The organism is Pseudomonas sp. UTLPPB19802 (assembly GCF_059730225.1).
On the sequence record NZ_AP048545.1, the window covers coordinates 872716 to 897253 of the forward strand.

Sequence of the window (24538 nt, forward strand, 5' to 3'; positions counted from 1 at the left end):
TCATAGGTCCAATGACATGTCCAACCCTTCGCTTCCCCTGTCGTTCGATCCCGCTGGCATCGTGCTTGACCCGAGCAAGGGCCTCAGTCGCCAGCTCTATCAGGCCTTGCGCGTGCGAGTGCTGGACGGGCGCCTGGCCAGTGGCAGTCGCCTGCCGGCCAGCCGCGACCTGGCCAATGCGCTGGGGATTTCCCGTAACAGCGTGGTGCGGGCCTATGACCAGTTGTATGCCGAGGGCTTCATCGAAGGGCGGATCGGTGATGGCACCTATGTCGCGCACCTGCCGGACAAGGCATTGCCGATCAAAAAGTTGTCCACAAAAGTATCCACAGGCTTTTCAACAAGCTTACCCACAGGTTTATCCACAAAATCGAGCGAAACTGCTGGGATTACATCCAGTAAAGTTATCCACAATCAGGCGCTGGCGCGTATCGACGAGAACCCGTTGAACAAGCCGCCGAGTGGTCCGCCGCGTGCTTTTCGCGTCGGTGTACCGGCCTTCGATCTGTTTCCCTTTGGCGTCTGGGCCAAGCTGCAGGCGGCTTTCTGGCGCAAGCCCGACCTGGGCCAGCTGTGTTACGGCGCCTCGGCGGGCGACGAGCGCTTGCGCGGACTGATCGCGGCTTACCTGCGCAGCTCGCGGGGATTGTCGTGTACCGCTGAACAAATTGTGATCACCTGCGGCGCGCAACAAGGCATCAGCCTTTGTGCACAGTTGCTGGTGGACCCCGGCGACGGCGTGGCGGTGGAAAACCCCGGCTACCGCGCGGCACGGTTGGCCTTCGCGGTGGCAGGGGCCACCCTTCATGGCGTGGCGGTGGACCAGGATGGGCTGGACTGCGCGGCCCTGGCGCAGTTGCCGGATTGCCGGCTGGCCTATGTGACACCGTCCCACCAGTACCCCACCGGAGTGATCATGAGCCTGGCGCGGCGCCTGGAACTGCTGGCCTGGGCCGAGCGTACCGGCGGCTGGATCGTCGAGGACGACTACGACGGCGAGTACCGCTACAGCGGCGCACCCCTGGCGCCCCTGGCGGCATTGGATCGGCTGGGGCGGGTGTTGTACGTCGGCACGTTCGGCAAGATCGCCTTCCCGGCATTGCGCCTGGGCTACCTGGTGCTGCCACCGACCCTGGTCGAGGCGTTCTCGCAGCGTCGGGCGCTGGACATGCGGCATTCGGAGGTCAGCACCCAGGTGGTGATGGCCGAGTTCATGGCCACCGGGCATTTCCAGCGACATATCCGGCGCATGCGCCGTGCCGCCCTCAGCCGACGTAACACCCTGCTGGCCCACTGGCCGACGGATATCCGCGGTTGCGGCCGCCTGCCGGAAGCGGCCGCCGGCCTGCACTTGACGGTGCCGGTCGAGAGCCTGGAGCGCGAGCAGGCGCTGATCGCGCAAGCGGCGGGCGTCGGGGTCGAGATCAGTCCCCTGAGCCACTTCTGGGTCCAGCCACCCGCCGCACCGGCCGAGAACCACGCCGGTCTGGTCCTGGGGTTCGCCGGGGTAGCGGAGGCGGATATCGTGGCGGCGCTGGGGCGTTTGCGCGAGGCCTGGCGCGACTGAGGCCGCCGGCCTACTTAGTTACCGCACGCCGGGTACGGAGCCTGGCTACTGTCGCGGACGATGCCGTCGCCGACCCTGTTCGACCGGGCGATGGCGAGACTCTTTCGTCCAGAGGACCGTTGCCATGCCCCACCCTTCGAAGCCCGCCTTTCCCCGCATCGGGAGCGACGTATGAGCGCGCCGCTCGCCAAGGTGCCTGTCAGCGAAAGCGAACAGGCCTATCTGGTCTACAGCCTCAACGGCTGCCTGGCCGCCCGTCCCGACCTGCAGAGCGCCGCCGCCTATCTGGTGCAGGCGATGCTGGAGGACAGTTTCCCGGCCTTGGGGGCGCAACTGCGCCATGCCGCGCTCATCGAGTTCAGCTTGAGCAAGGGGCGCGATGCGCCGGCGGTGGCCCGCATCGTGCCGCTGACGCAACGGATCATCGAGTGCTGGCAGGGCAAGGTGCTGCCGGCTCCCGGGCTTGGCAGCTACCTGACGCTTTATCCGGGCGCCGAGTATCCGCAGATGCTGTCTTCGCAACTCGACCTTGTGAACGACGGGCCAAGGGAGTGGGCCCCGTTGTTGATGGACGCCTACAAGCAGCGTCTGGTCGACTTCTGGAGCCGGCCATCACCCCAGGGCGCCTCACCCTGGCAACAATTGTCGGCCTTCATCTCGGTGCAGTTACGTCGGGCCAGTGCCGCGCTATCGGGCGAGGAGTTGGCCACGGTGCAGGCGGTCCTCGACTTTCCCGATCAGCAGGAGCGCCGCCAGCGGCTCGGCGAGGGCTGCACGCAGGCTTATATCCCGATCATCGACAATGGCGCCCGGGATCCCGAGCCCTTGCACCTCCAGGCGCTGGCCCTGACACGCTGGGTCGGCAAGCGGCAGGTCGCGCTGCTCTACACGCTGCTGGGCGGGATCGAGACATTCGACTCCGTCGACGCGTTGGAAACCTCGCTGGGCCAGACCCTGGACGGGCAGGACACGGACCTGAGGAATTACTCGCCGGACTATCATCTGTTCGATGCCATGGCCGTGACCCTGCTGACCCGCCAGTTGGAAAGCATTGGCGCGATCAGGCCGGGCGACTTCAGCGAGGCGGCGGCACTCGACCGGCAGTTGCACGAACTGACCGGCCCGCAGGCCCTGGTGGGCGCCTTCCGCTCCGGTCACGAGGCGAAGCTGGGGCGGCTGCATGACTTGCTGCCCGCCTGGTTGCGACAGGCCTCGACCGTCGACCGCACGACCTATGGCCGCTACGTCACCGAACTGGCGGCAGTGCATCGCCGTCATGCTGGCAAGGCGTTTCTCGACGGCATTCCGGACGTTCTCGCGTTTGCCGCGCAAGCGCTGTCCGACGCCCTGCTCAAACGAAACCCCGAGGCCAAGGGGGTGTCGGTGGGCGATATCCGCATCACCCTGACACGCAGCGCCAACACCAGCTGGGAAGTGGCTGCGCCGGGTTTCGTGAGTTCAGACGTGCGGACCGAATCGATTTCCCTGGACTATGTGGCCATGGCGCTGCGCAACCTCGGGGCCTTTCCACGGTCCACCGTGACGCAGGTTCACTACCTGGGCCAGGCGGCACCGTCCTGGATGACCTACGAGGTGCTGCGCGCGGCGGTAAGCGACGCCGATATCGGCAAGCACTATCCCGAGTTGCTCAGGCAGAAGCTTCAGCACGACGGCCCCGAGCGGGCACGCCAACAGGGGCTGTTCACCGACTATCTGCGCGCGCTGCTGCCGATGCTCGCGTTGGAAATGCGGCTCAGGCAACGGTTGACGGAGACCGCGCATCTTTACCTGGCGGCGGTGGTGTCCCAGGACAGTGACACGCACCCGGTGCAGGGTGAAACCATCGTGCTTCGCCCCCTGGCACTGGTGGCCCATCCCGGCGCGGCAGGGCATCGGGTGCTCAACCAGTTCGTGATCGGCCCGCAGGCCAGCGAGCGGGGGCCGCAGGTGCTGTTGCGGCCCGGTGCGCCGGAACCCTTGCTCGAATTCGCCTCGTTCGCCCACCTGTTGGTGGCCATCCAGGCGGAGGGAGAGTTGCAACGATCGGTGCTGGCCGGCCTGGATGGCAGCACGCGGCCGATCTACGATCGCGGTGGTTTCCTGGAGCCGCACCTGGCCCGGATGATCATTTCCGACTGGGAAGCGCCCGAAATTCCCGAACCGCCCTCGCTCGATACCGCCGTGCTGCCCGGATCGGCCGGGGCCGAGCTGTTCGCCGCCAGCGTGCAGGCGTTGATCGGGCAGGCCGAGGCGGTTGCGGTGTCCAATGCCCAGGAGCGTTGGAAGCGTTTCAGCGATCTCGGTTGGGCGCTGTTCAACCTGCTGGTCCCGTTGGCTCCCGGCCCGCTGGTGAGTGTCGGCCTGATCGTGCAGTTGGCGTCGAGCCTCAAGACCTTCACCGACCCGCAGAACCTGCATCCATGGGCGGCCTTCGCCGACGTCCTGTTGAACCTGGCGGCGGTGCTGGTCTATCACCGCCGACTGCGGATCGGCCTGCCGGCGACCGTCGCTGAAGCGAAGCCGGTGCAGGCCACCGTCATCATCGACGACGCGGTGGCCGCCACGCCGGTCTCGGCAAATGGCAGTCAACTGGCCTTCATCTGGGGCCGCCAGGGACGCGGTTTATCCTTGAGCGAACTGGAGCGGCTGGACAGATTCAAGCTGGAGGCTGCCAAGTCTTACGGCATCATGCTGGTCGACGGTGAGTGGCGCGGGTTGTTCCAGCGTGACGAGCTTTTCTATGCCTTTGTCGAGGGTGACTGGTTCCGTGTCTCGCGCCAACTCGATGGCGTGGTGATCATCGATGAGCATCATCCGGCGCGGCAGGGTCCCTGGTTGAAACGGGGCGCGGCAGGTGACTGGCAGCTCGATAGCGGTCCCCGGCTGCTGGGCGGCGCCGGCGAACTGAGCGTGCGGGCCCGGAAGAAGCTCAACACGCTGAAAAAGAACGCCAACCAGTTGCTCGACTCGCTACCGGGCCGGCTGGCCAGGGGCGAGCGCGACATGCGCATCGTCCAGGGCCCGGCCGACATCGAGACGCGGTTGCGCAACGATGCCAAGCTGTTCAGCGACTTGTCGCGTGACCTGCAGGATCTGACGGCGGGCCTGGCCGAATACCCGCAGGCCTTGATCAGCAAGCTCGAAGCCGGCGCGAAGCTGTTGCGGGCCCATGGCGTGAGCCTGCGTATCGCCCGTATCAAGCTGGACCTGCCCACGGTCGCTGGTGTGTCGTACCTCAACGGCAAGCAGCAGATCAGGATTCGCCCCCTCGGCCCGCGCAAGGACATTTCCGCCGGAAAGGGCCGAGACTTTCTGCAGGAGTACGAGATCGCGGATCTGCAGCGCACCCCGCTGTGGTACGCGCACTTTCACTATTCGAGCCTGGCGGCTGACGCCAGTCGCTTTACCAAGGCCCATCTCAAGACACCCCGGCAGCGCTTCAAGGGGATCAATGCCCAGCGGGCCCAGGAGGTTTCCGGACAACATGTCGAAGCGATCTGGCGGGCCCCGATCGATGCGGCTTCGGCCGCGAAACTGTTTCTGCCGCCGACGCCCTAGTGGCCTGTGTGGCTAATTCGCATGACAGGCCACTGGTGTGTGCTTGCCGGCGTGACGGCGTCACGCCGGGTGCGGCTACGTTCAGGTGCCGGACTTGATCCGCGTCCAGGCCCGAGTCCGCGCACGCTCGGCCTTCTGGTCCAGCGGCTGCAGGGTGTAGAGGGTCTTCATCGCCGCTTCGCTCGGGTACAGGTTGGGGTTGTGGCGGATCGCCGGATCGACCATTTCGGTGGCGTCCTTGTTCGGGTTCGGGTAGCCGACGAAGTCGCTGATCGGCGCGATCACCTGCGGTTGCAGCAGGTAGTTGATGAAGGTGTAGGCGTCTTCCGGGTCCTTGGCGCCATTGGGGATCGCCAGCATGTCGAACCAGATCGGCGCGCCTTCTTTCGGCAGGCGCATGTCCACCACTACGCCGTTCTTGGCGTCCTTCGCGCGGTTGGCGGCCTGGGAGAAGCTGCCGGAGTAGCCGACGGCGACGCAGATGTCGCCGTTGGCGATGTCGGCCATGTACTTGGACGAGTGGAAGTAGGTGATATACGGGCGGATCTTGAGCATCAACGCCTCGGCCTTTTCATAGTCCTTGGGGTTCTTGCTGTTGGGGTCCAGGCCCAGGTGTTGCAGCGCCAGCGGCAGGATCTCCGAGGGCGAGTCGAGCAGGGCGACGCCGCACTGCTTGAGCTTGCTGATGTTCTCCTCCTTGAAGATCAGGTCCCAGCTGTCCACCGGGGCGTTGTCGCCCAGCGCTGCCTTGACCTTGGCCGGGTTGAAGCCGATCAGGATGGTGCCGTACATGTAGGGCACGGCAAACCTGTTGCCCGGATCGTTGGCCTCCAGCAGCTTCATCAGCTTCGGATCGAGGTGGTTCCAGTTGGGCAGCTTGCCGCGGTCCAGCGGCTGGAACACCCCGGCCTCGATCTGCTTGGCGAGGAACACGTTGGACGGCACCACTACGTCGTAACCGGAGTTGCCGGCGAGCAGCTTGGCCTCCAGTGCCTCGTTGGTGTCGAAGATGTCGTAGACCAGCTTGACCTGGCTGTTCTGCGCCTTGAAGTCGTCGAGGGCCTTGGGCGTGATGTAGTCGAACCAGTTGTAGACCCGCAGGGTGCGGTCCTCGGCCTGCGCTGCGCCGCTGAGCGCGATGGCGCACAGGGCCGGGGCGATGAAACGCTTGAGTCTGTCCATTCTTCTAATTCCTCATTGGGCGTTCTGGAAACCTTCGAGTACGTTCACGGCATTGATGCCGATTTCTTCCACCGCATAACCGCCTTCCATCACGAACAGCGTCGGCTTGCCCAGGCGGGCGATGCGTTCGCCCATGCGCAGGTAGTCGGGGCTGTCGAGCTTGAACTGGGAAATCGGATCGTCCTTGAAGGTGTCCACGCCGAGGGAGACCACCAGCACGTCGGCGTCATAACGCTCAATCTCGTGGCAGGCCTTTTCCAGGGCGGCGCTCCAGCGCTCCCAGCCGCTGCCGGCGACCAGTGGGTAGTTGAAGTTGAAGCCTTCGCCGGGGCCTTCGCCCAACTCGTCGGCATAGCCGAGGAAGAACGGGAACTCCGCTTCCGGGTCGCCATGGATCGAGGCGAAGAGCACGTCGCTGCGCTCGTAGAAAATCGACTGGGTACCGTTGCCGTGGTGGTAGTCGACGTCGAGGATCGCCACCTTGGCGCGGCCCTGGTCGAGAAAGGCCTGTGCGGCGATGGCGGCGTTGTTCAGGTAGCAGTAGCCGCCCATCAGGTCGCTGGCGGCGTGGTGCCCTGGTGGCCGGCAGAGGGCGAAGGCGCTGTGGGCGCCTTGCTGGATCGCGGCCTGGGCGGTGAGGGCAACCTGGGCCGCGCTGTAGGCGGCTTGCCAGGTGCCGGCGGTGATCGGCGCGCCGCCGTCGAAGCTGTAGTAGCCGAGCTGGCCGTGCAGGCTCTTGGGCATGACCTGGCGCAGGGTGCGGGCCGGCCAGGTGAAGGGCAGCAGGTCGCCGTCCTGGCCGAGTTCGGCCCAGCGGTCCCAGGCGCCCTTGAAGAATTCCAGGTAGGCATCGCCATGGATGCGGCGGATCGGGTCGAGGCCGAAGTCTTCGGGTTCGCGCACCGGCCCCAGGGCCTGGTGGCGAACGCGGGCCAGCACATGGTCGGCGCGCGAAGGCATTTCGAAGCAGGGCATCAGTTGCCCGTCGATCAGCTCGCAGCGGCCGTGGTGCAGGTGGTGATCGTCTGAGTAGATCGTCAGCATTTTCTTGTTCTCCGGAGGCTGATTCGGTGGAATACAGTCTTGCGGCAGGTGGGCTTTTGGAGAACGGCAGGAACGGCCAAAAGGGGATGAATATGGCCAAATTGATTGACCGAAATTCGCCCCTTGAAGGGGCATGGTGCTCCACTAGGGAGCGTGGTCAGGAGCGGGTGAGCTTTGAACAGCCGGGCTAATCGTAACCCGTGGCGGAGAAAAACCGGCCATAGCGTGGCTTATTAATGGTTAACCTGCCTTGAAGCCTGGAAGTCCGTTAGCAAGGCGCCATTCTTTTACTTCATCGACCACTTTCTCGGGACTTCCATCGTTCCTACCTTCTGGGTAGTAGATGAGATCTGATCCGGCAGGGTGGGCAGCTATAGAGATGAAGTCTTCCAGCATTTTGTCTTGCTCGCTTTCTGATCCTTCGTCATCAATTATTTTTTTCACAAGATAGAGAAATTCTGATTCGGTGTAATCAGTGATGTTTTTGCTTTTCACATTTAATCCAGTGCGATGAATTTTTAGTGGCGACGAACCCTGTAGGAACGAGACATCGTTGATGGTTAGCTTACCTTGAAACCGGGAAGGCCATTTGCAGTGCGCCATTCTTTAACTTGCTTCACAATTCCTTCTGGGCTGTATTCTCTGCTTTCATCTGGGTAATAAATCAGGTCGGAGCCGCTGGAGTGTTCTGTCAGTCGTTTAAACTCGAGAACAGCATTTATGTGAGATTCTTCAGTCGTAAAGACTGATTTGTCATTGGTGTATATGTTTGTTGTGAGTTCGAGAAACTCTATTTCTGTATAGTGAGAGATATCTTCTTTGATTTTCTCCATGATGGTTTCTCATTCCTTGTCATTAAGACGATAGATCATATATTTAACAATTACCGCTGCCATCATTTTTTTGATGGCAGGGCTGTTAGAGGTTAAACTATAAGCTACTCAGCTTTGAAACCTGGTTTTCCGTTGGCTGCTCTCCACTCTTTTACTTCCTTGACCACTGCCTCCGGTCCGGATTTTCCATTTTCCGGGTAGTACAAGAGGTCTGACCCGGCAGGATGCTCGGACATACTTTCGAACTCTAGAACTGCCTGGACGTGAGCATCCTCTGTTGGATATTCATCGTTATAGACTTTCTTCACGAATTCAAGGAATTCGGATTCTGTGATGTCGCTTACGGATTTTGCCATTATTTGTTCTCCCGATGAGTTTCCAAATGACGCTTGGGGGTCATGGCGTTGATGTTATCGATATCGTACACAGCGCCGCCCAAAGAAATGTATTTCTTATGGTGTAGTTCGATTTTTACTCGGCTACCCACCTGCTCGCTTCTTCTTGCATAAGGTGCCCGACCATTTTTCATTGTGGCCAGGCTACCTGGATCAAATTGTTGTGAGAGAGTTGGGTCATTTGCGATTGCTATCCAAAGACTTTCTCGGAATGTTTTGAAGTTTTTGAACTCTTTTTCTCTCAACTGATCTGCGATCTGCGTCGGAATCGGTGCACCTTCACCTTGGGAGGCTGCTCCGAGCCAGAGCCCCGAAACAGGTTGCCCGGTACCTGTAACGATACCTGGATCTTCCCTCCGATCCCGGAACATCACATAGATTGGAGGCAGGCCAGAGTCTGCCGGAAACACCGTGATGAAGTCATTAAAGCCGGCTTCCGCTACGCTTGGGAAGGTGTCGATTCGTCCTTCTACCGGCGTGATCGTGGCCCCGGCATAAACGGCAGGTTCCGGCGTTTCTCCTGGCAGGCTGGTTGAACTGTCGCCTGGAGAAACCTGCGGTGTCCAGGTCAGCGTACGGGAGGGAACGTCAGCAGTCGTTGCGGTGTAAACCTTGTGGGCGGCGTCATAGGTCGCTGTGACCACGCGTACCTTGGAGGGCACGGTTACACCGTCGGTTTTAACGACGAATACTTCGGATCGACCATCTGCAGCCGTTTTCGAGCTGAAGCGGAAAGGCAGGTCGACTTCGCCAGCGACTGGCGAAGCCTGCAGGGCGCGGCTCAAGTCAGGCGCCAGGTCGGACAGCGGCGTGCTGAAGGTGTAGCGCTCGGGTAGCTCGCCATTGGCCAGCTTGGGGGAGTACACCAGAGCGGTGACGCCTACCAGCAACCCCGATGCAGTGGCAGCAGCGAAGCCTGTGAGGGTGGTGATGGCAGAGCGAATCGCCGCTTGCAGGGTAATGGCGGCGGCTTCGATGACGGTGATGATTCCCGTGGACGTTACAAACAGTGGCCGTGTGGCTGCAACGGAACCTTGGGCGCGAAAAGTGTTTGCAGCCTTGATCGCTTCGGCCTGCGCATTGGCAATGCTGGTAGTCAAGGCATTGGATTTTTCAGTCAGGATCTTGATTTTTTCTGCAAGAATCTTTGCCTTGTAGACTGCGGTTATCGATGCAGACCATTTTCTGTAGGTCTCCACGGGAGAGGATGGGTTGCGTGGATTCTGCAGGATGTTGACAAAGTCTACGGCGCTATTCTTGATATCTCGGGCTAGCGGATCCCTGCCGAAAAAGGCATTGGCCGTAGCACGACTGCTGACAAGATCGGCATTGCTCTGCTTGAGCATGCTATCGACGACTGATTTCTCAAACATGACTTTCTCCAGAGGAGAAAGGTTGTTGCTGCCAATAGCCGTTGCAATTTCAACGTCAACGTCAGAGCGCAAGTTTGGCAAGTAGGCAAGATATGATTGCTCGACACTTTGTTGTGCCGAAGCAATGCTGACGACGATGGTGAATGTGTAGTAGTCGGATTTGATGCCTTTTTGGCTGAAAAAGCCATCAAGGTTTGATAGTGCAACGACCTGTCCATTCCATGGCAGCGGTTTTGCCACGGGGGTAGGTGGGAGGACAGGTGGTTTGGGTAGGGGGAAATCGGGGGTTACCACAATAGGTGGTAGGGTTATCTGATTACTCATTGAAACTCCATGTAATTTTAAAGCCCTGTCAGAGAGTGTTTGAGCTCACTTGGGCTTATATGCATCTCGATGCAAAAAAACGTACAACCGTGGGCCATGGCACTCTTTCAAATTGAAACATGCAGCCAGAAGCGCTATTTCCTTAATGGCACCCGGCCTTGTTCCTGGCCCGCGGATGGGTCGTTTATTTGCTTTGCGAGTCGGCTGGATCCTGTCGACGAGATAACTGTATAAAAAAACAGTAATGCATTCAAGCAATATTTATGCATTTATGCATTTTTTGACGGTGCCTTTCGAGAAGGCTGTGGGCGGTAGGGTCAGGGGCGGAACTGGCTCGGTGCTACGCCGCTCCAGCGGATGAAGGCATGGCGAAAGCTGGCAGTCTCGCTGAAGCCCAGGGTCTCGGCGATCTGGTAGATCGGCAACTGGTCCTCGCAGAGCATCTGTTTGGCCCTTTCGAAACGCAGCTCGTCCAGCAGGTCCTGATAGCTGCAACCTAGGTCTTTGAGGTGTCGGCGCAGGGTGCGTGCCGAGCAGTTCATCTGTTCGGCCAGGCCCTCCAGGCCGGGGGCAGTGTGCAACTGGGCGGCTAGCAACTGGCGGATACGCCCGAGCCAGGCCTGGCGGCCGGTGAACTCCAGGTTCTGCTTGCGGCAGCGCTCGGCCATGGCCTGGTGGGTGATCGGGTCGGCCAGCGGCAACGGCTGGTCCAGCCAGGCGCGGTCGAAGGCGAAGGCGTTGCGGGTGGCGCAGAATTGCAGCGGGCAGTCGAAGCTGTCGGCGTAGTCGGCCTGATAGTCCGGCGCGTCGTGTTCGAAACGCGCGGCCAAAAGCGGCAGGGGGCGGCCGAGCAGGTCGTCGCAGATGACCTTCAGCGAGACCAGGCAGAACTCGACGTTGAACGTCGCCAGCTGTGGATTCTCCCGGTAGTCGGCGGCGGTGAACCAGATGCGTTCGCCGTCTTCTTCCAGGCTCAGTTCGAAAAGTGTTCCCAATAGCGCCGGATAACGCAGTGCCAGGCGCAAGGCGTCACCGAAGGTGGCACTGGTGAGCAGGGCGTAACCGAGCATGCCGTAGGACGACACGTGCATGCGCCGGCCCAGTTCCAGGCCGATTTCCCGGCGCAGGGCCACGGCGTTGGCGCAGACCTGCATCTCCTGGTTGGTGGTGATGCGGGTGTCGGCGCGGCTCAGGTCGGCGGCGCTGATGCCGCTGCCGGCCAGCAGCGTGTCGTCGGGCAGGCCCTGTTCGCGGAAGGTGTTGAGCACCAGGGAGACGGCGTTGAGGGTGGTCAGGTGGGAGTGGAGCATGCTCGATTCCGGCCTTGGAAAATTATGGAATCGAGCAAGTTGCGTGCCGCTGCGCGGTGACAGGTTTTATAGGGGGGGCTGTGTCTTGGACGCGGCCATGTGGCGAGCGGGCTTGTCGGAACGCCGCACCGCCGCGCTCGGCTGCGAAGCAGTCGCAAAACCTGAACCCCCGTTCCGTCTGGTACGCCGAGTGTGCAGGCTTGGGGGCCGCTTCGCAGCCCAGCGCGGGCAAGCCCGCTCGCCACAAGATGGAGTCGCTCCTGGGGCTTGGCTTAGCTTGCGGCCCCGGAACCCATCATTTCTCCGGCATCGCCGAAGAGTGATGATCGCTCCCACAGAGGTTGTATTTCAGCAGCAGGGCTCCGTCGGTGGCGATGATCCCTCCAGCAGCGCGTCCACCAAGGCCCGGGCCATTTCCACCGAATGCACCATCGACCAGATCAGCCCGCGTTCGATGCCGCTGCCCTGTTCGGTGATTTCATCGGAGACCTCTTCGGCGCATCGCAGCAGCAGCGAGACATGGTTGAGGGTGGTTTCAGCGTTGATACCGGCCTTGACGTCGAACAGCGAGCGATGGCGGCCGTCGCGCAGGTTGCCGGGGCGGGCGGCGGTTTCCTTCAGGGTTTCGAGCAACGACGGTTCGTCGCGCTGGCTGTTGAGCACTTGCAAAAGGTCGGCGTTGGCTTGTTGCAGGATCGCCGTGATGCGGCGGCGGGTGGTTTGGCTGGGTGGATCGGGGACTGGCTTGTTCATGGTGTAACTCCTATTGCTGCATGGGAGCCGGCACCTGTCGCTGCTAAACGAATGGGTGGCAGCTGTACGCGGGTTAGCAGACCGGCCAATAGGAAACCGGCGCACCCGAAGGTGCCCCACGCACAGCCGCCATGAAACGGGGGCGTGAAAAAACGCCGGCCATGAGCCATGGGGGCGCTGTGCGCCTATTGAGCGTGGGCTGCTAAACCCGATCACCGCAAAAGGGCGGTGACGCAACGAAGATAGTCACGTGACCGAACAGGCGCAATACGTTGGGATTTTCTCGGAAATGTCCTTCAAGTAAAAGGGATTTGTCTCGATCTTGAGTATTCAGGTTTTGGCGATCAGGGGGAGGCAGGGCCATCAAGGCTGAACACACAACCTGTAGGAGCCGGGCTTGCCCGCGAAGGGGACCTCAAGGCCGCTAAAAGCTTCGCGGGCAAGCCCGGCTCCTACAGGTAGGTGGTGTGTTTGCGGGTGGTTACTTCTCTGGCATCGCCGAAGAGTGGTGCGTCGAGATTTTCCAGTCCTGGCCGTTCCAGGCGTAGGTGAAGGTGTAGCGGGCGGAGACGCTCGACATGTCCTTGAAGGCAAAGGTGTAGGTGCCGGTGTCGATCGCTTCGTTGCAGCCGAGGCGGAGGGTGCGGCTGTCGATCTTGCCCATCGGCTTGTTGGCCAGGAAATGCTCGAAGTAGTCGATCCGCTCGGCATCGGTCAGGCGCGGTTTGTTCGATACGGTGGGCAGCAGCACGGCATCTTGCAGGTACTTGTCCGCTACCTTTTTCGCGTCACCGGTCTGCAACGCGGCGTTCCAGTCGTCGAACAGGGCTTCTATCTGTGCAGGTTTCACAGGCACACACATCTGCGGTTTGTCGGCAAAGGCCGGCACGGAAACAAGGCTGCACACTGCAGCCAGTACGATTTGCTTTTTCATGGTTTTCCTATGGCTGCCTGGGCAGCTGTTCAAATAAGAAAGAGCCAATACTTCCGTGACCGGCACACTCAATCCGTTCGGGGCAGGCTGCCCGTCCCAACTGGCTCTCGAGGTAATGGGCAGACGCGACGCATACGGCTGTCGGTACCTGTTTGCAGGCATGACAAGGCGTCGACGTCTGGCCCGAAGTTGCTACTGGAACGTAACAAGTTGCTCTTGTGTGCTACTGGCCTGGCATCTTTCTTATTGTTGGAAGACAGTGCATTCAAACAACCGGCAAGAACTTTCCTGTCTGTCCACGGCAACTTGGAGCAAGCCTAACCGAGGCGTTGTGGCGGGGTGTAGTAGCTGGATGGCCTATAGGAATTACCCTACATATATATCGGGAGGATATGCGCGGAGTTTGTAGGAAGGAGTTGTGGCCCCAGTAAGGTCCGGGGCCGCATCGGGCGGCAGGGCGCCGCCCGACGGCCGCAATCAGCGTTGCGTAGCCGGCACGTCTTGCGCGGTGGCTTCAGCCTGAGGGTTGGCTGGCCAGGCGGCACGGTCCAGGTCCAGGTCGTTGAACTTGCTGGAGTCGAACACTGGCTGCTTGACGCCGGCACGGCGCTGTTCGTCGTAGTCGCGCATCACGCGCAGGCCGACCTTGAACAGCAGGGCCAGGGCGACCAGGTTGACGAACGCCAGGCAGGTCATGGTGATGTCGGCGAAGGCGAACACGGTCGACAGGTCCTGCATCGAACCCCAGACCACCAGAGCCAGTACCAGGCCGCGGAAGGCCATCAGCACGGCACGGTTGCGGCTGAGGAACTGCAGGCTGTTCTCGCCCAGGTAGTAGTTGTAGAGGATGCAGGTGAAGACGAACAGCGACAGCGCGACGCTGACGAAGATCCGACCCCAGTCACCGACTACCGCGGCCAGGGAGTTCTGGGTCAGGACGATGCCGTCACCTTCGAAGCCCGGGGTGTAGAAGCCCGACAGCAGGATCAGCAGCGCGGTGCAGGTGCAGATGACGAAGGTATCAAGGAACACGCTGAACGCCTGGACCACGCCCTGGGCACCCGGATGTTTCACGGCGGCTACGGCGGCCACGTTGGGTGCACTGCCCAGGCCGGCTTCGTTGGCGAACACGCCACGCTTCACGCCCATGACGATGGCGCTGCCGAGCAGGCCGCCGAACGCCGGGTCGAGGCCGAAGGCGCTCTTGAAGATGGTTTCCAGCATGGCCGGCACGTGTTCGATCTGGGTGCCGATCACGTACAGGGTCACGCCGATGTAGGCCAGGGTCTTGACCGGTACCAGCAGGTCCGACACCGCGGCGATGCGCTTGATGCCACCGATGAAGGTGATGGCCAGCAGCACGGCCAGGACGATGCCGGTGTGCTTCGGATCGAAGGCGAAGGCGTTCTGCAGCGAATGGGTCACGGTGTACGACTGCAGGCCGATGAAGGCGAAGCCGTAGGTGACCAGCAGCAGGACCGAGAACACGATGGCCATGCTCTTGAGTTTGAGGCCGTGCAGAATGTAGTACGCCGGACCACCACGGTACAGGCCATCGCCATCGGCGCGCTTGTAGACCTGGGCCAGGGTACATTCGAAGAAGCTGCTGGACATGCCGACCAGGGCGGTGACCCACATCCAGAACACGGCGCCCGGACCACCGAGGGTCACGGCGATACCGACACCGGCGATGTTACCGGCGCCGACGCGGCCGGCGAGGCTGAGCATCAGGGCCTGGAACGAGCTGAGTTGGCCGGCCTGGCCGCGCAGGGATTCCTTGAAAACCCCGAACATGTGGCCGAAATGGCGGAACTGGACGAACCGCGAGCGGATCGTGAAGTAGCTGCCGAGTCCGACGATGAGCACGATCAGCAATTTCCCCGAGAGGAAGTCGTTGATGACTTCAAGCATGGATGGTTCCTCGCTTTCTTTTGCAAAGGCGGCTCGATCAGGCCGGTCGCGTTGACACCCGGTGTTGCGGGCAGTGTGGGCTGGCGACAGGTCTCCCGAGCTTGCGCGGGTTGTTTTTAGTGTTGTTTCGCGTGTTTCAGTGCCGCTGTGCCGCGGATCGCTTACGCGAAGAGGGGCGGCACTATACCGATCAGGACTGCCAGCGTCTGCACAGCCCGTCATTTTTCATGAATGTCCCTGTAACCGTTGTCCCAGACACCTCGCCAGTCGGATGGCGAGTACCGCTGCCTGATAAACGAATGACAGGGCGTTTTCACTATGAAAAATCCAGTCAAAAAAAAGGGCTTGAAGGGTGGCCCTTCAAGCCCTCAAAAGGTGAGAGGTGTCTAGTCCCTCGACCTGGTGAGCGTATTGCGGTCAGGTGCTGAAGATCAGGCCTTCAGGGGCACCAGACGTGGAGCAATCATGTTTTCCGGACGCAGGATGTCGGCGAGCATCGCTTCGTCGAGCAGGCCTTCCTCGCGGACCAGTTCCAGTACGCCGCGGCCGCTTTCGAGGGCGACACGGGCGATACGGGTGGCGTTTTCATAGCCGATGTACGGGTTCAGTGCGGTGACCAGGCCGATGGAGTGTTCCACCAGTTCGCGGCAGCGGGCTTCGTTGGCGGTGATGCCTACGATGCAGTGCTCGCGCAGCATGTCCATGGCGCGTTGCAGCAGGCGGATCGAGTCAAAGATCTTGAAGGCGATCAGCGGTTCCATCACGTTCAGTTGCAGTTGGCCGCCTTCGGCAGCGATGGTCAGGGCCAGGTCGTTGCCGATGATCTGGAATGCCACCTGGTTGACCGCTTCCGGGATAACCGGGTTGACCTTGCCGGGCATGATCGAGCTGCCTGGCTGACGCGCTGGCAGGTTGATCTCGTTGATGCCGGTACGTGGACCGCTGGACAGCAGGCGCAGGTCGTTACAGATTTTCGACAGCTTGACTGCGGTACGCTTGAGCATGCCGGAGAACAGTACGAAGGCGCCCATGTCGGAAGTGGCTTCGATCAGGTCGGCAGCCGGTACCAGCGGCTGGCCGCTGATGGTTGCCAGGCGATCCACCGCCAGCTTCTGGTAGCGTGGGTCGGCGTTGATACCGGTACCGATGGCGGTACCGCCCAGGTTGACCTCGGTGAGTACTTCCGGTGCCAGGGTCTTCAGGCGGGCCAGGTCTTCGCTCAGGGTGGTGGCGAAAGCGTGGAACTCCTGGCCGAGGGTCATCGGTACGGCGTCCTGCAGCTGGGTACGACCCATTTTCAGGACGTGGCTGAATTCTTCACCCTTGGCGCCGAAAGCCTGGATGAGGCTGTCGAGGCTGGCGAGCAGGGCGTCGTGGCCCAACAGCAGACCCAGGCGGATGGCCGTCGGGTAGGCGTCGTTGGTCGACTGTGCCATGTTCACGTCGTTGTTCGGGTGCAGGTACTGGTATTCGCCCTTGCTGTGGCCCATGGCCTCCAGCGCGATGTTGGCGATGACTTCGTTGGCATTCATGTTGGTCGAAGTGCCAGCGCCGCCTTGAATCATGTCCACCACGAACTGCTCGTGGAAGTCGCCGCGGATCAGGCGGGCACAGGCCTCGCTGATCGCTGCATGCTTGGCTTCGCTCAGGTGGCCCAGCTCGCGGTTGGCGTCGGCGGCGGCCTGCTTGACCATGGCCAGGGCCACGACGAATTTCGGGTAGTGCGAGATCGGGACGCCGGAGAGGCGGAAGTTGTTCACCGCTCGCAGGGTCTGGATGCCGTAGTACGCGTCGCCGGGTACTTCAAGTACGCCAAGGAGGTCTTTTTCTGTGCGGAAGGATGCAGCGGAGGACATGATAGAAATCATCTCGATATGAACCCGGTCGGTGCCGGAACGTCGCCAATGCTAGGCCTGGGCGATTTTTTGGGCCAATGCTGTTGCACACTGCCCCATGCATAAACGGCATAATGCAGGTGTGACGTGGCTTGCGTGGCGAACGTGCGCGCCAAAATGGTGCGCGTGACGGAGAAGTTGATGAATCTCGAAAGCAAATGGTTGGAAGATTTCAGTGCCCTGGCGGCCACTCGCAGCTTTTCCCAGGCTGCCGAACGCCGCTTCGTCACGCAGCCGGCCTTCAGCCGGCGCATCCGCAGCCTGGAGGCGGCACTGGGGCTGACCTTGGTCAATCGCTCGCGCACGCCGATCGAACTGACGGCGGCGGGGCAGCTGTTCCTGGTGACCGCGCGCACGGTGGTCGAGCAGTTGGGCGAGGTGGTGCGGCACCTGCATCACCTGGAAAGCGGGCAGGGCGAGGTGATGCAGGTGGCCGCCGCGCACTCCCTGGCGCTGGGGTTCTTTCCGCGCTGGATCGCCCAGTTGCGCAACGAGGGCCTGAACATCGCCACGCGCCTGGTGGCGACCAACGTCGGTGACGCCGTGCACGCCCTGCGCGAAGGCGGCTGCGACCTGATGCTGGCCTTCTACGACCCGGACGCCGCGTTGCAGATGGATGCGGAGATCTTCCCGTCGCTGCACCTGGGGCACACCGAGATGCTGCCGGTGTGTGCGGCAGGGCCGGATGGCACGCCGCTGTTCGACCTGGAAAGCGAGAGCAGCGTGCCGTTGCTGGCCTACAGTGCCGGGGCCTTTCTCGGGCGTTCGGTGAACCTGTTGCTGCGCCAGCGCAACCTGCGCTTTACCACCGTATACGAGACGGCCATGGCCGACAGTCTCAAGGGCATGGCGCTTGAAGGGCTGGGGATCGCCTGGGTGCCGCAACTGAGCGTGCGCGCCGAGCTGGCCCGTGGTGAACTGGTGGTGTGCGGCGGTCCGCAATGGCACGTGCCGCTGGAGATTCGCCTGTACCGCTGCGCGCTGGTACGCAAGGCCAACGTGCGGCTGCTGTGGCGCAAGCTGGAGAGTGGGACGGGGGCTCAAGGCACTGTTTGAGCAGCGTGGCGAGCGGGCTTGTCGGACCGCCGCACCGCCGCGCGGGGCTGCAAAGCAGTCCCAAAACCAGAGGGCGGGGTATATCGGGTAGACAACACCGTCAGGGCCGCTTCGCGCCCCAGCGCGGCGATGCGGCGGTCCGACAAGCCCGCTCACCACAGGGAAGCGTCGGCTTGAATTGACCTGGAAGTCAGTAAAACCGCCACTTCGGGCCGTTGGCAGCCTGAACGACAGGCGGTTGCAGAAAGTGCGTATGACGCGGAATTTTCGGTATACTGCGCGGCCTTCGGTCGGTTTAGCCGGCCATGATTCGTATGACAAGCCACGCCGGTCCCCCCGCGTGGCTTGTTGTTTTTTGACGCGCCTGCGGGCGCCCAAGAGAAGAGGCACGACGATGAGCGCACTGGTTGGCGTGATCATGGGCTCCAAGTCCGATTGGTCCACCCTTAGCCACACCGCCGATATGCTGGAGAAGCTCGGTATTCCCTACGAGGTGAAAGTGGTATCGGCCCACCGCACCCCGGACCTGCTGTTCCAGTACGCCGAAGAGGCCGAAGGCCGCGGTATCGAGGTGATCATCGCCGGCGCTGGCGGCGCAGCCCACTTGCCAGGCATGTGCGCGGCCAAGACCCACCTGCCGGTACTCGGCGTGCCGGTCCAGTCGTCGATGCTCTCGGGCGTGGACTCGCTGCTGTCGATCGTGCAGATGCCGGCCGGCATCCCGGTCGCCACCCTGGCCATCGGCAAGGCGGGTGCGATCAACGCTGCGCTGCTGTCGGCGAGCATCCTCGGCGCCAAGCACCCGCAGTTCCATGCCGTGCTGAAAAAATTCCGTACTGAGCAGACAGACAGCGTCCTGGACAATCCAGACCCACGCGTCGCCTGAGGTTTTTGACGATGAAGATCGGTGTAATCGGTGGCGGCCAGTTGGGCCGCATGTTGGCGCTGGCGGGCACTCCGCTGGGGATGAACTTCGCTTTCCTCGACCCGGCGCCGGATGCCTGCGCAGCCGCCCTGGGCGAACATCTGCGAGCCGATTACGGCGATCAGGATCACCTGCGCCAGTTGGCCGACGAAGTCGACCTGGTGACCTTCGAATTCGAAAGCGTGCCGGCGGAAACCGTGGCCTTCCTGTCGCAGTTCGTCCCGGTCTACCCGAGTGCCGAGGCCCTGCGCGTCGCCCGTGACCGCTGGTTCGAGAAAAGCATGTTCAAGGACCTGGGGATCCCGACCCCGGCCTTCGCCGACATCCAGTCCCAGGCGGACCTCGATGCCGCGGTAGCCAGCATCGGCCTGCCGGCCGTGCTCAAGACCCGCACCCTGGGTTACGACGGCAAGGGCCAGAAAGTCCTGCGCACCGCCGCCGATGTGGTCGACACCTTCGCCGAACTGGGCAGCGTGCCGTGCCTGCTGGAAGGCTTCGTGCCGTTCACCGGCGAAGTTTCGCTGATCGCCGTACGTGCCCGTGATGGCGAAACCCGTTTCTACCCGCTGGTGCACAACACCCACGAGAGCGGCATCCTCAAGCTCTCGGTGGCGAGTACCGACCACCCGCTGCAAGCCCTGGCCGAAGACTATTCCAGCCGGGTGCTCAAGCAACTGGACTACGTCGGCGTGATGGCGTTCGAGTTCTTCGAGGTCGACGGTGGCCTGAAGGCCAACGAAATCGCCCCGCGCGTGCACAACTCCGGGCACTGGACCACCGATGGTGCCGAGTGCAGCCAGTTCGAGAACCACCTGCGGGCGGTTGCCGGACTGCCACTGGGCTCGACCGCCAAGATCGGCGAGAGCGCCATGCTCAACTTCATCGGCAGCGTACCGCCGGTGGAGCGCGTGGTGGCGATCGCCGACTGCCATCTGCACCACTACGGCAAGGCGTTCAAGGCCGGGCGCAAGGTCGGTCACGCCAACCTGCGCTGTGCCGATCGCGCGACGCTGCAGCAGCAGATCCTGCGGGTCGAGGCGCTGATCGCCGAATAAAGTTATCCGGACGAACGGGAACCATCGGTTCCCGGCGTCCTCTGATGGCAAGATGCTGTGGCCTGTCTAGGCTTCAGTTGGGGGCAACCATTCAGAGGAAACGTCATGGGTATCATCGGAACCATTTTCATCGGCTTGATCGTTGGCCTCGTGGCACGTTTTCTCAAGCCGGGCGATGACAGCATGGGTTGGATCATGACCATCCTGCTGGGTATCGGCGGCTCGGTCGCCGCGACCTACGGGGGCCAGGCCCTGGGCATCTACCAGGCCGGGCAGGGTGCCGGTTTCATTGGCGCGGTGGTCGGTGCCATCGTCCTGTTGGTGATTTACGGCCTGATCAAGAAGAACTGATCGACAACTGGGCAATCCCCTCTGCGCATCGCGCGCAGAGGGGCTAGAATGCCGGCCCAGATTCCCTCCTGCCGAGTTCCTCATGCGTCGTCTCCTGTTGACACTTCTTCTGCTGGGCAGCGGCCTGGCCCATGCGGCCGAGCTCCCGGAAACCGACTGGCTGGAGCTGATGCCCAAGTCGGACCAGAAAGCCCTCGAGCAAATGCCGGAAATCACCCACAACTCCCCGGAAGCCAATGGCACCTTCACGGCCAAGGGCGGGTTGAAGCAGGCCAAGGGCTTGCCGGCGGTGATGTATTCGACCAAGACCGTCGCGGCCATGAACGGCAAGGACATCCGCATCGGCGGTTACCCGGTGCCGCTGGAAACCGACGCGAAGGGGCGCAGCACGCTGTTCTTCCTGGTTCCCTATCCGGGCGCCTGCATCCACGTGCCGCCGCCACCGCCGAACCAGCTGGTGCTGGTGCGTTATCCCAAGGGCTTGAAGCTGGACGACATCTATACGCCGCTGTGGGTGGTGGGCACCCTGAAGATCGAGAAGGTCAACAATGACCTGGCCGATGCGGCGTATGCGCTGGATGCGGCGAAAGTGCGAGTGGTGAAAGAGTCGGATCTGTAGCGTTGTGGGGTCCATCCTTTCAAGAGATTGCCCGTCTCTTGTGGTGGCGAGCAGGCTCGTCGCAGCGCCGCGCTTGACAGCAAAGCCGTCTAAATCCACCGACTGGACTATCCTGACACGCTGAGTTCGCAGGCTTCAGGGCCGCTTGGCGGCCCAGCGCGGGCAAGCCCGCTCGCCACACAGGGCCTCACCGCAGGCCCGTGTCTTCAGGCCAGGCGGCGGCTGCCGATGGTCACGCCCAGCGCATGACTGGCCCCTGGCGCCAGGGTCACCACGTCATCCATCACGTTCGCCGTCTCGATGCAGAGCATCTTCTGCCAGCCATCGTCGGCCAGGTCGGCCAGTTGGCTGGCGCGGTCGATCCACGGGTTCCAGATCACTGCCGAACGCGAGTTCTCGGCGGTCAGCTCGATACGCCGCTCCCAGGTCGGGTCGACGATGCTCAGCCGTGCCGGCGTATCCAGGTAGATGCGGTCGGTTTCGCCGCTGAAACGCAGCTCACCCTGCTGCTGGACATGTTTCCACTCGTGCGCGGTATCGATGTAGGTCAGGCCATCGACCCCTTCGACATGCACATTGCGCACGTCACTGACTGCGAAGTAGGTGTGCAGTGCCTGGCTCAGGGTTACCGGATGATCATCGAGGTTCTCGCTGGTGAGGCTGATGTGCAGTTTTTCGCCCAGGTGCACCGCCAGCTTCAGCCCGACCTTGTGCGGCCAGCCCGGCAGGCCGTCTTCAGGCAGTGGCAGGGCGAACTCGGCCAGCACGCCGTCGTCGTCGGCCTGGATACCCAGCAGGCTCCACTCCATGGTCCGGACGAAACCGTGGGCCGTCGGCGCCTCGCTGCCCTGGCGCATGGCCTGGACGCTGTCGGGGTTGCGCTGGAACACGCCGAACCAGGGCCAGCACACCGGCACACCGGCACGGATGCTCTTGGCGTGCTTGAACTGGGCCTGGTCGTTGAGCCAGATGACCGGCGGTTCGCCAGCCAACTGGTAACTGAGGATATGCGCACCTTGCTGGGCGACCAGCAACTCGGCCTGGCCGTGGCGGATTCGCCAGCAATTGAGTTCATCCAGCTTGACCGTTTCAACGTGGGGCGTGCTCATGGTGTTCTCGCTCGGCAACATGGACTGCAATGGACCGCAAAAAACGGCGCCGGTTTAGGTGCGCCGTGGCACGGAGCGGGTGCGACCGCTGCCGTCGATGGCGACGAAGACGAATACCGCTTCGGTGACCTTGCGCCATTCGCTGGACAGCGGGTCGTCACTCCATACCTCGACCATCATCCGGATCGAGCTGCGGCCGATTTCCAGGGCCTGGGTATAAAAGGACAACTGCGCGCCGACCGCCACCGGCACGAGGAACGCCATGCGGTCGATGGCCACCGTGGCCACCCGGCCTCCGGCGATCTTGCTGGACATGGCAGTGCCGGCCAGGTCCATCTGGTTGACCAGCCAACCGCCGTAGATATCGCCGAAACCGTTGGTTTCACGGGGTAGGGCGGTGATTTGCAGGGCAAGGTCGCCTTGCGGGATAGGGTCTTCTTGTTCGAGTTCGATCATATGCAGGGCCTCTGACCCATGACGCTACGTGGGTATTGCAGGTGAATAGCCGTCTTCAGGAAAAACGATTCAGCCCGAACATGCTACGTTCGTCACGTTTCTCTAAGGCGTACTAAAGGGAAACTCTGCAAAATCGGCTGGGGCGGTGGGCCAACGACGTTTTTGCACAGCACCCCTGCAGGGCGACATTCACCAGTATATCGAGCGACCCGCTTGACTTCGACCATCAGAAAGGCCTTTCGATCGCTCTATATCGGGCCATCACTTACTTTCTGAAACATTTTATTATCTTTCCAGGCTTTCCTCGCTGGCGACATGTTTTACCGCTTTGGCGTTTTCCTACAACCCGGCTTGTGCGATCTTTGCTAGATCGACGCCGGTAGCCGTCACGTCCGGGCCGCCTACAAGACCTATTCGTAAATATATATAAGAGAAGCCTTGCATGAGTACTGTGTCGCCCAGCCTTGCGCAGCCTGCGCGCCCGCTGACCCGTAATGACTACAAGACGCTGTCGCTCTCGGCCCTGGGAGGCGCGCTGGAGTTCTATGACTTCATCATCTTCGTGTTTTTCGCGGCGGTGGTCGGCAAGCTGTTCTTCCCCGCCGAGATGCCGGAATGGCTGCGCCTGATGCAGACCTTCGGGATCTTCGCCGCCGGCTACCTGGCGCGGCCGCTGGGCGGTATCGTCATGGCGCACTTCGGCGACCTGCTGGGTCGCAAGAAGATGTTCACCCTGAGCATTTTCATGATGGCCGTGCCGACCCTGATCATGGGCCTGCTGCCGACCTACGCGCAGATCGGCATCTGGGCGCCGATCCTGCTGTTGTTGATGCGGGTGATTCAGGGCGCGGCCATTGGTGGTGAAGTACCGGGCGCCTGGGTGTTCGTCGCCGAACACGTGCCGGAGCGGCAGATCGGCTTCGCCTGCGGCACCCTGACCTCGGGCCTGACCGCCGGCATCCTGCTCGGCTCGCTGGTCGCGACCCTGATCAACAGCGTCTATAGCCCCGTGGAGGTGAGCGACTACGCCTGGCGTATCCCGTTCCTGCTTGGTGGCGTGTTCGGCCTGTTCTCGGTGTACCTGCGTCGCTGGCTGCACGAGACCCCGGTCTTCGCCGAGCTGCAGCAGCGCAAGGCGCTGTCCGATGGCATTCCGCTGGGTGCGGTGCTGCGTGACCACCGCAGTGCGATCCTCATCTCGATGCTGCTGACCTGGCTGCTTTCCGCAGGTGTGGTGGTGGTGATCCTGATGACCCCGACCGTGCTGCAGACAGCCTTCCACTTCGCGCCGACGCTCTCCCTGCAGGCCAACAGCCTGGCGACCGTGTGCCTGACCCTGGGTTGCATCGCTTCCGGTGCCCTGGCCGACCGTTTCGGCGCGGGCCGGGTGTTCGTGATTGGCAGCCTGGCGCTGATGGCCACCTTCTGGACCTTCTATGCCACCGTGGCGACCCACCCCGAGTGGCTGTTCCCGCTGTACGCCCTGAGCGGCCTGTTTGTCGGCACCATCGGCGCCGTGCCTTATGTGATGGTCAAGGCGTTCCCGGCGGTGGTGCGCTTCAGCGGCCTGTCGTTCTCTTACAATCTGGCCTACGCGATCTTCGGCGGCCTGACGCCGATGGTGGTCACCCTGCTGCTCAAGGAGAGCCCGATGGGGCCGGCGTATTATGTTGCAATAATTTGCAGCGTCGGTGTGCTGGTGGGCGGCTACCTCTGGTCGAAGTCCCGCTAAGCCACGTATATCAAGGGTTTTGCGCGTTTCACTGAGAAAGGTCAGCCATCTTTTCGGATGCTGGCCTTTCATCTAATTGTCACATACCAGTCATAGAGTGTTCATGCGGCCTGCTGATACTTGGCCCCGACTTAACATAACCCTCTCTGCTAGGAG

Annotated in this window: 21 protein-coding genes; 8 read left to right on the plus strand and 13 right to left on the minus strand. The window is 61.9% G+C overall.

The window, feature by feature from the left end; all coding sequences use genetic code 11:
• Positions 1-16 precede the first annotated feature (16 nt).
• The gene (gene pdxR, locus AC6I6U_RS03910) at positions 17-1567 is read left to right on the plus strand and encodes a MocR-like pyridoxine biosynthesis transcription factor PdxR (RefSeq protein ID WP_497880747.1); all 1551 of its coding nucleotides are present in this window, start codon (positions 17-19) and stop codon (positions 1565-1567) included.
• Between the two features lie 171 nt (positions 1568-1738).
• Positions 1739-5125 (plus strand): dermonecrotic toxin domain-containing protein, encoded by a 3387-nt coding sequence (locus AC6I6U_RS03915; protein ID WP_497880748.1) that lies wholly within the window; start codon positions 1739-1741, stop codon positions 5123-5125.
• 81 nt (positions 5126-5206) lie between these two features.
• Here AC6I6U_RS03915 and AC6I6U_RS03920 read toward each other — a convergent pair whose 3' ends face one another.
• The 11 genes from AC6I6U_RS03920 to aspA form a co-directional block, all read right to left on the minus strand.
• Complete coding sequence (locus AC6I6U_RS03920) at positions 5207-6307, minus strand: polyamine ABC transporter substrate-binding protein (RefSeq protein ID WP_497880749.1); 1101 nt, start codon at positions 6305-6307, stop codon at positions 5207-5209.
• A 12-nt stretch (positions 6308-6319) separates the two neighbouring features.
• Entirely contained in the window at positions 6320-7351 is a 1032-nt protein-coding gene (locus AC6I6U_RS03925) for a histone deacetylase family protein (protein ID WP_497880750.1), read from the minus strand.
• A 240-nt stretch (positions 7352-7591) separates the two neighbouring features.
• A complete protein-coding gene (locus AC6I6U_RS03930) occupies positions 7592-7846 on the minus strand; it encodes a bacteriocin immunity protein (RefSeq protein ID WP_497880751.1) in 255 nt (84 codons plus the stop codon).
• Positions 7847-7911: 65 nt separating this feature from the next.
• Positions 7912-8184, minus strand: coding sequence for a bacteriocin immunity protein (locus AC6I6U_RS03935; RefSeq protein WP_497880752.1), 273 nt, complete (start codon positions 8182-8184; stop codon positions 7912-7914).
• A gap of 104 nt (positions 8185-8288) precedes the next feature.
• Positions 8289-8540, minus strand: coding sequence for a bacteriocin immunity protein (locus AC6I6U_RS03940; RefSeq protein WP_497880753.1), 252 nt, complete (start codon positions 8538-8540; stop codon positions 8289-8291).
• Entirely contained in the window at positions 8540-10276 is a 1737-nt protein-coding gene (locus AC6I6U_RS03945; protein WP_497880754.1) for a pyocin-S2/colicin E7-DNase domain-containing protein, read from the minus strand. The genes AC6I6U_RS03940 and AC6I6U_RS03945 overlap by 1 nt, the downstream gene beginning before the upstream one ends.
• Positions 10277-10593: 317 nt before the next feature.
• Complete coding sequence (locus AC6I6U_RS03950; protein ID WP_497880755.1) at positions 10594-11586, minus strand: AraC family transcriptional regulator; 993 nt, start codon at positions 11584-11586, stop codon at positions 10594-10596.
• 348 nt (positions 11587-11934) lie between these two features.
• Positions 11935-12339, minus strand: a complete 405-nt coding sequence (locus AC6I6U_RS03955; protein WP_497880756.1) for a DUF6124 family protein — start codon at positions 12337-12339, stop codon at positions 11935-11937.
• A 481-nt stretch (positions 12340-12820) separates the two neighbouring features.
• Positions 12821-13273, minus strand: coding sequence for an SgcJ/EcaC family oxidoreductase (locus tag AC6I6U_RS03960; RefSeq protein ID WP_497880757.1), 453 nt, complete (start codon positions 13271-13273; stop codon positions 12821-12823).
• A 477-nt stretch (positions 13274-13750) separates the two neighbouring features.
• Positions 13751-15184, minus strand: coding sequence for an alanine/glycine:cation symporter family protein (locus AC6I6U_RS03965; protein WP_497880758.1), 1434 nt, complete (start codon positions 15182-15184; stop codon positions 13751-13753).
• Positions 15185-15615: 431 nt separating this feature from the next.
• A complete protein-coding gene (gene aspA / locus AC6I6U_RS03970) occupies positions 15616-17040 on the minus strand; it encodes an aspartate ammonia-lyase (protein WP_497880759.1) in 1425 nt (474 codons plus the stop codon).
• Between the two features lie 180 nt (positions 17041-17220).
• Between aspA and AC6I6U_RS03975 the strand changes: the two genes are divergently transcribed.
• The 5 genes from AC6I6U_RS03975 (at position 17221) to AC6I6U_RS03995 (ending at position 21085) form a co-directional block, all read left to right on the plus strand.
• Complete coding sequence (locus AC6I6U_RS03975; RefSeq protein WP_497880760.1) at positions 17221-18135, plus strand: LysR substrate-binding domain-containing protein; 915 nt, start codon at positions 17221-17223, stop codon at positions 18133-18135.
• Between the two features lie 394 nt (positions 18136-18529).
• On the plus strand, positions 18530-19021 hold the full coding sequence (gene purE, locus AC6I6U_RS03980) for a 5-(carboxyamino)imidazole ribonucleotide mutase (RefSeq protein ID WP_186683708.1): 492 nt from the start codon (positions 18530-18532) through the stop codon (positions 19019-19021).
• A gap of 11 nt (positions 19022-19032) precedes the next feature.
• The gene (locus AC6I6U_RS03985; RefSeq protein WP_497880761.1) at positions 19033-20115 is read left to right on the plus strand and encodes a 5-(carboxyamino)imidazole ribonucleotide synthase; all 1083 of its coding nucleotides are present in this window, start codon (positions 19033-19035) and stop codon (positions 20113-20115) included.
• Positions 20116-20220: 105 nt separating this feature from the next.
• Entirely contained in the window at positions 20221-20466 is a 246-nt protein-coding gene (locus AC6I6U_RS03990; RefSeq protein WP_497880762.1) for a GlsB/YeaQ/YmgE family stress response membrane protein, read from the plus strand.
• A gap of 82 nt (positions 20467-20548) precedes the next feature.
• The gene (locus tag AC6I6U_RS03995; RefSeq protein WP_497880763.1) at positions 20549-21085 is read left to right on the plus strand and encodes a DUF3299 domain-containing protein; all 537 of its coding nucleotides are present in this window, start codon (positions 20549-20551) and stop codon (positions 21083-21085) included.
• Positions 21086-21291: 206 nt separating this feature from the next.
• On the opposite strand, the gene AC6I6U_RS04000 is transcribed toward AC6I6U_RS03995, so the two are convergent.
• Together AC6I6U_RS04000 and AC6I6U_RS04005 are read right to left on the minus strand one after the other, a co-directional pair.
• Complete coding sequence (locus AC6I6U_RS04000; RefSeq protein WP_497880764.1) at positions 21292-22194, minus strand: D-hexose-6-phosphate mutarotase; 903 nt, start codon at positions 22192-22194, stop codon at positions 21292-21294.
• A gap of 54 nt (positions 22195-22248) precedes the next feature.
• Positions 22249-22650: an acyl-CoA thioesterase gene (locus tag AC6I6U_RS04005; protein ID WP_010447769.1), complete on the minus strand. Its 402-nt coding sequence runs from the start codon at positions 22648-22650 to the stop codon at positions 22249-22251.
• Between the two features lie 442 nt (positions 22651-23092).
• On the opposite strand from AC6I6U_RS04005, the gene AC6I6U_RS04010 reads away from it, so the two are divergent.
• On the plus strand, positions 23093-24382 hold the full coding sequence (locus AC6I6U_RS04010) for an MFS transporter (RefSeq protein WP_497880765.1): 1290 nt from the start codon (positions 23093-23095) through the stop codon (positions 24380-24382).
• Positions 24383-24538: the final 156 nt, after the last annotated feature.

What these genes read in the sequence shown, in the direction of transcription:
- pdxR (WP_497880747.1), top strand. Translation starts at nt 17, where the DNA reads ATGTCCAACCCTTCGCTTCCCCTGTCGTTCGATCCCGCTGGCATCGTG.
- AC6I6U_RS03915 (WP_497880748.1), top strand. Translation starts at nt 1,739, where the DNA reads ATGAGCGCGCCGCTCGCCAAGGTGCCTGTCAGCGAAAGCGAACAGGCC.
- AC6I6U_RS03920 (WP_497880749.1), bottom strand. Translation starts at nt 6,307, where the DNA reads ATGGACAGACTCAAGCGTTTCATCGCCCCGGCCCTGTGCGCCATCGCG.
- AC6I6U_RS03925 (WP_497880750.1), bottom strand. Translation starts at nt 7,351, where the DNA reads ATGCTGACGATCTACTCAGACGATCACCACCTGCACCACGGCCGCTGC.
- AC6I6U_RS03935 (WP_497880752.1), bottom strand. Translation starts at nt 8,184, where the DNA reads ATGGAGAAAATCAAAGAAGATATCTCTCACTATACAGAAATAGAGTTT.
- AC6I6U_RS03940 (WP_497880753.1), bottom strand. Translation starts at nt 8,540, where the DNA reads ATGGCAAAATCCGTAAGCGACATCACAGAATCCGAATTCCTTGAATTC.
- AC6I6U_RS03945 (WP_497880754.1), bottom strand. Translation starts at nt 10,276, where the DNA reads ATGAGTAATCAGATAACCCTACCACCTATTGTGGTAACCCCCGATTTC.
- AC6I6U_RS03950 (WP_497880755.1), bottom strand. Translation starts at nt 11,586, where the DNA reads ATGCTCCACTCCCACCTGACCACCCTCAACGCCGTCTCCCTGGTGCTC.
- AC6I6U_RS03955 (WP_497880756.1), bottom strand. Translation starts at nt 12,339, where the DNA reads ATGAACAAGCCAGTCCCCGATCCACCCAGCCAAACCACCCGCCGCCGC.
- AC6I6U_RS03960 (WP_497880757.1), bottom strand. Translation starts at nt 13,273, where the DNA reads ATGAAAAAGCAAATCGTACTGGCTGCAGTGTGCAGCCTTGTTTCCGTG.
- AC6I6U_RS03965 (WP_497880758.1), bottom strand. Translation starts at nt 15,184, where the DNA reads ATGCTTGAAGTCATCAACGACTTCCTCTCGGGGAAATTGCTGATCGTG.
- aspA (WP_497880759.1), bottom strand. Translation starts at nt 17,040, where the DNA reads ATGTCCTCCGCTGCATCCTTCCGCACAGAAAAAGACCTCCTTGGCGTA.
- AC6I6U_RS03975 (WP_497880760.1), top strand. Translation starts at nt 17,221, where the DNA reads ATGAATCTCGAAAGCAAATGGTTGGAAGATTTCAGTGCCCTGGCGGCC.
- purE (WP_186683708.1), top strand. Translation starts at nt 18,530, where the DNA reads ATGAGCGCACTGGTTGGCGTGATCATGGGCTCCAAGTCCGATTGGTCC.
- AC6I6U_RS03985 (WP_497880761.1), top strand. Translation starts at nt 19,033, where the DNA reads ATGAAGATCGGTGTAATCGGTGGCGGCCAGTTGGGCCGCATGTTGGCG.
- AC6I6U_RS03990 (WP_497880762.1), top strand. Translation starts at nt 20,221, where the DNA reads ATGGGTATCATCGGAACCATTTTCATCGGCTTGATCGTTGGCCTCGTG.
- AC6I6U_RS03995 (WP_497880763.1), top strand. Translation starts at nt 20,549, where the DNA reads ATGCGTCGTCTCCTGTTGACACTTCTTCTGCTGGGCAGCGGCCTGGCC.
- AC6I6U_RS04000 (WP_497880764.1), bottom strand. Translation starts at nt 22,194, where the DNA reads ATGAGCACGCCCCACGTTGAAACGGTCAAGCTGGATGAACTCAATTGC.
- AC6I6U_RS04005 (WP_010447769.1), bottom strand. Translation starts at nt 22,650, where the DNA reads ATGATCGAACTCGAACAAGAAGACCCTATCCCGCAAGGCGACCTTGCC.
- AC6I6U_RS04010 (WP_497880765.1), top strand. Translation starts at nt 23,093, where the DNA reads ATGAGTACTGTGTCGCCCAGCCTTGCGCAGCCTGCGCGCCCGCTGACC.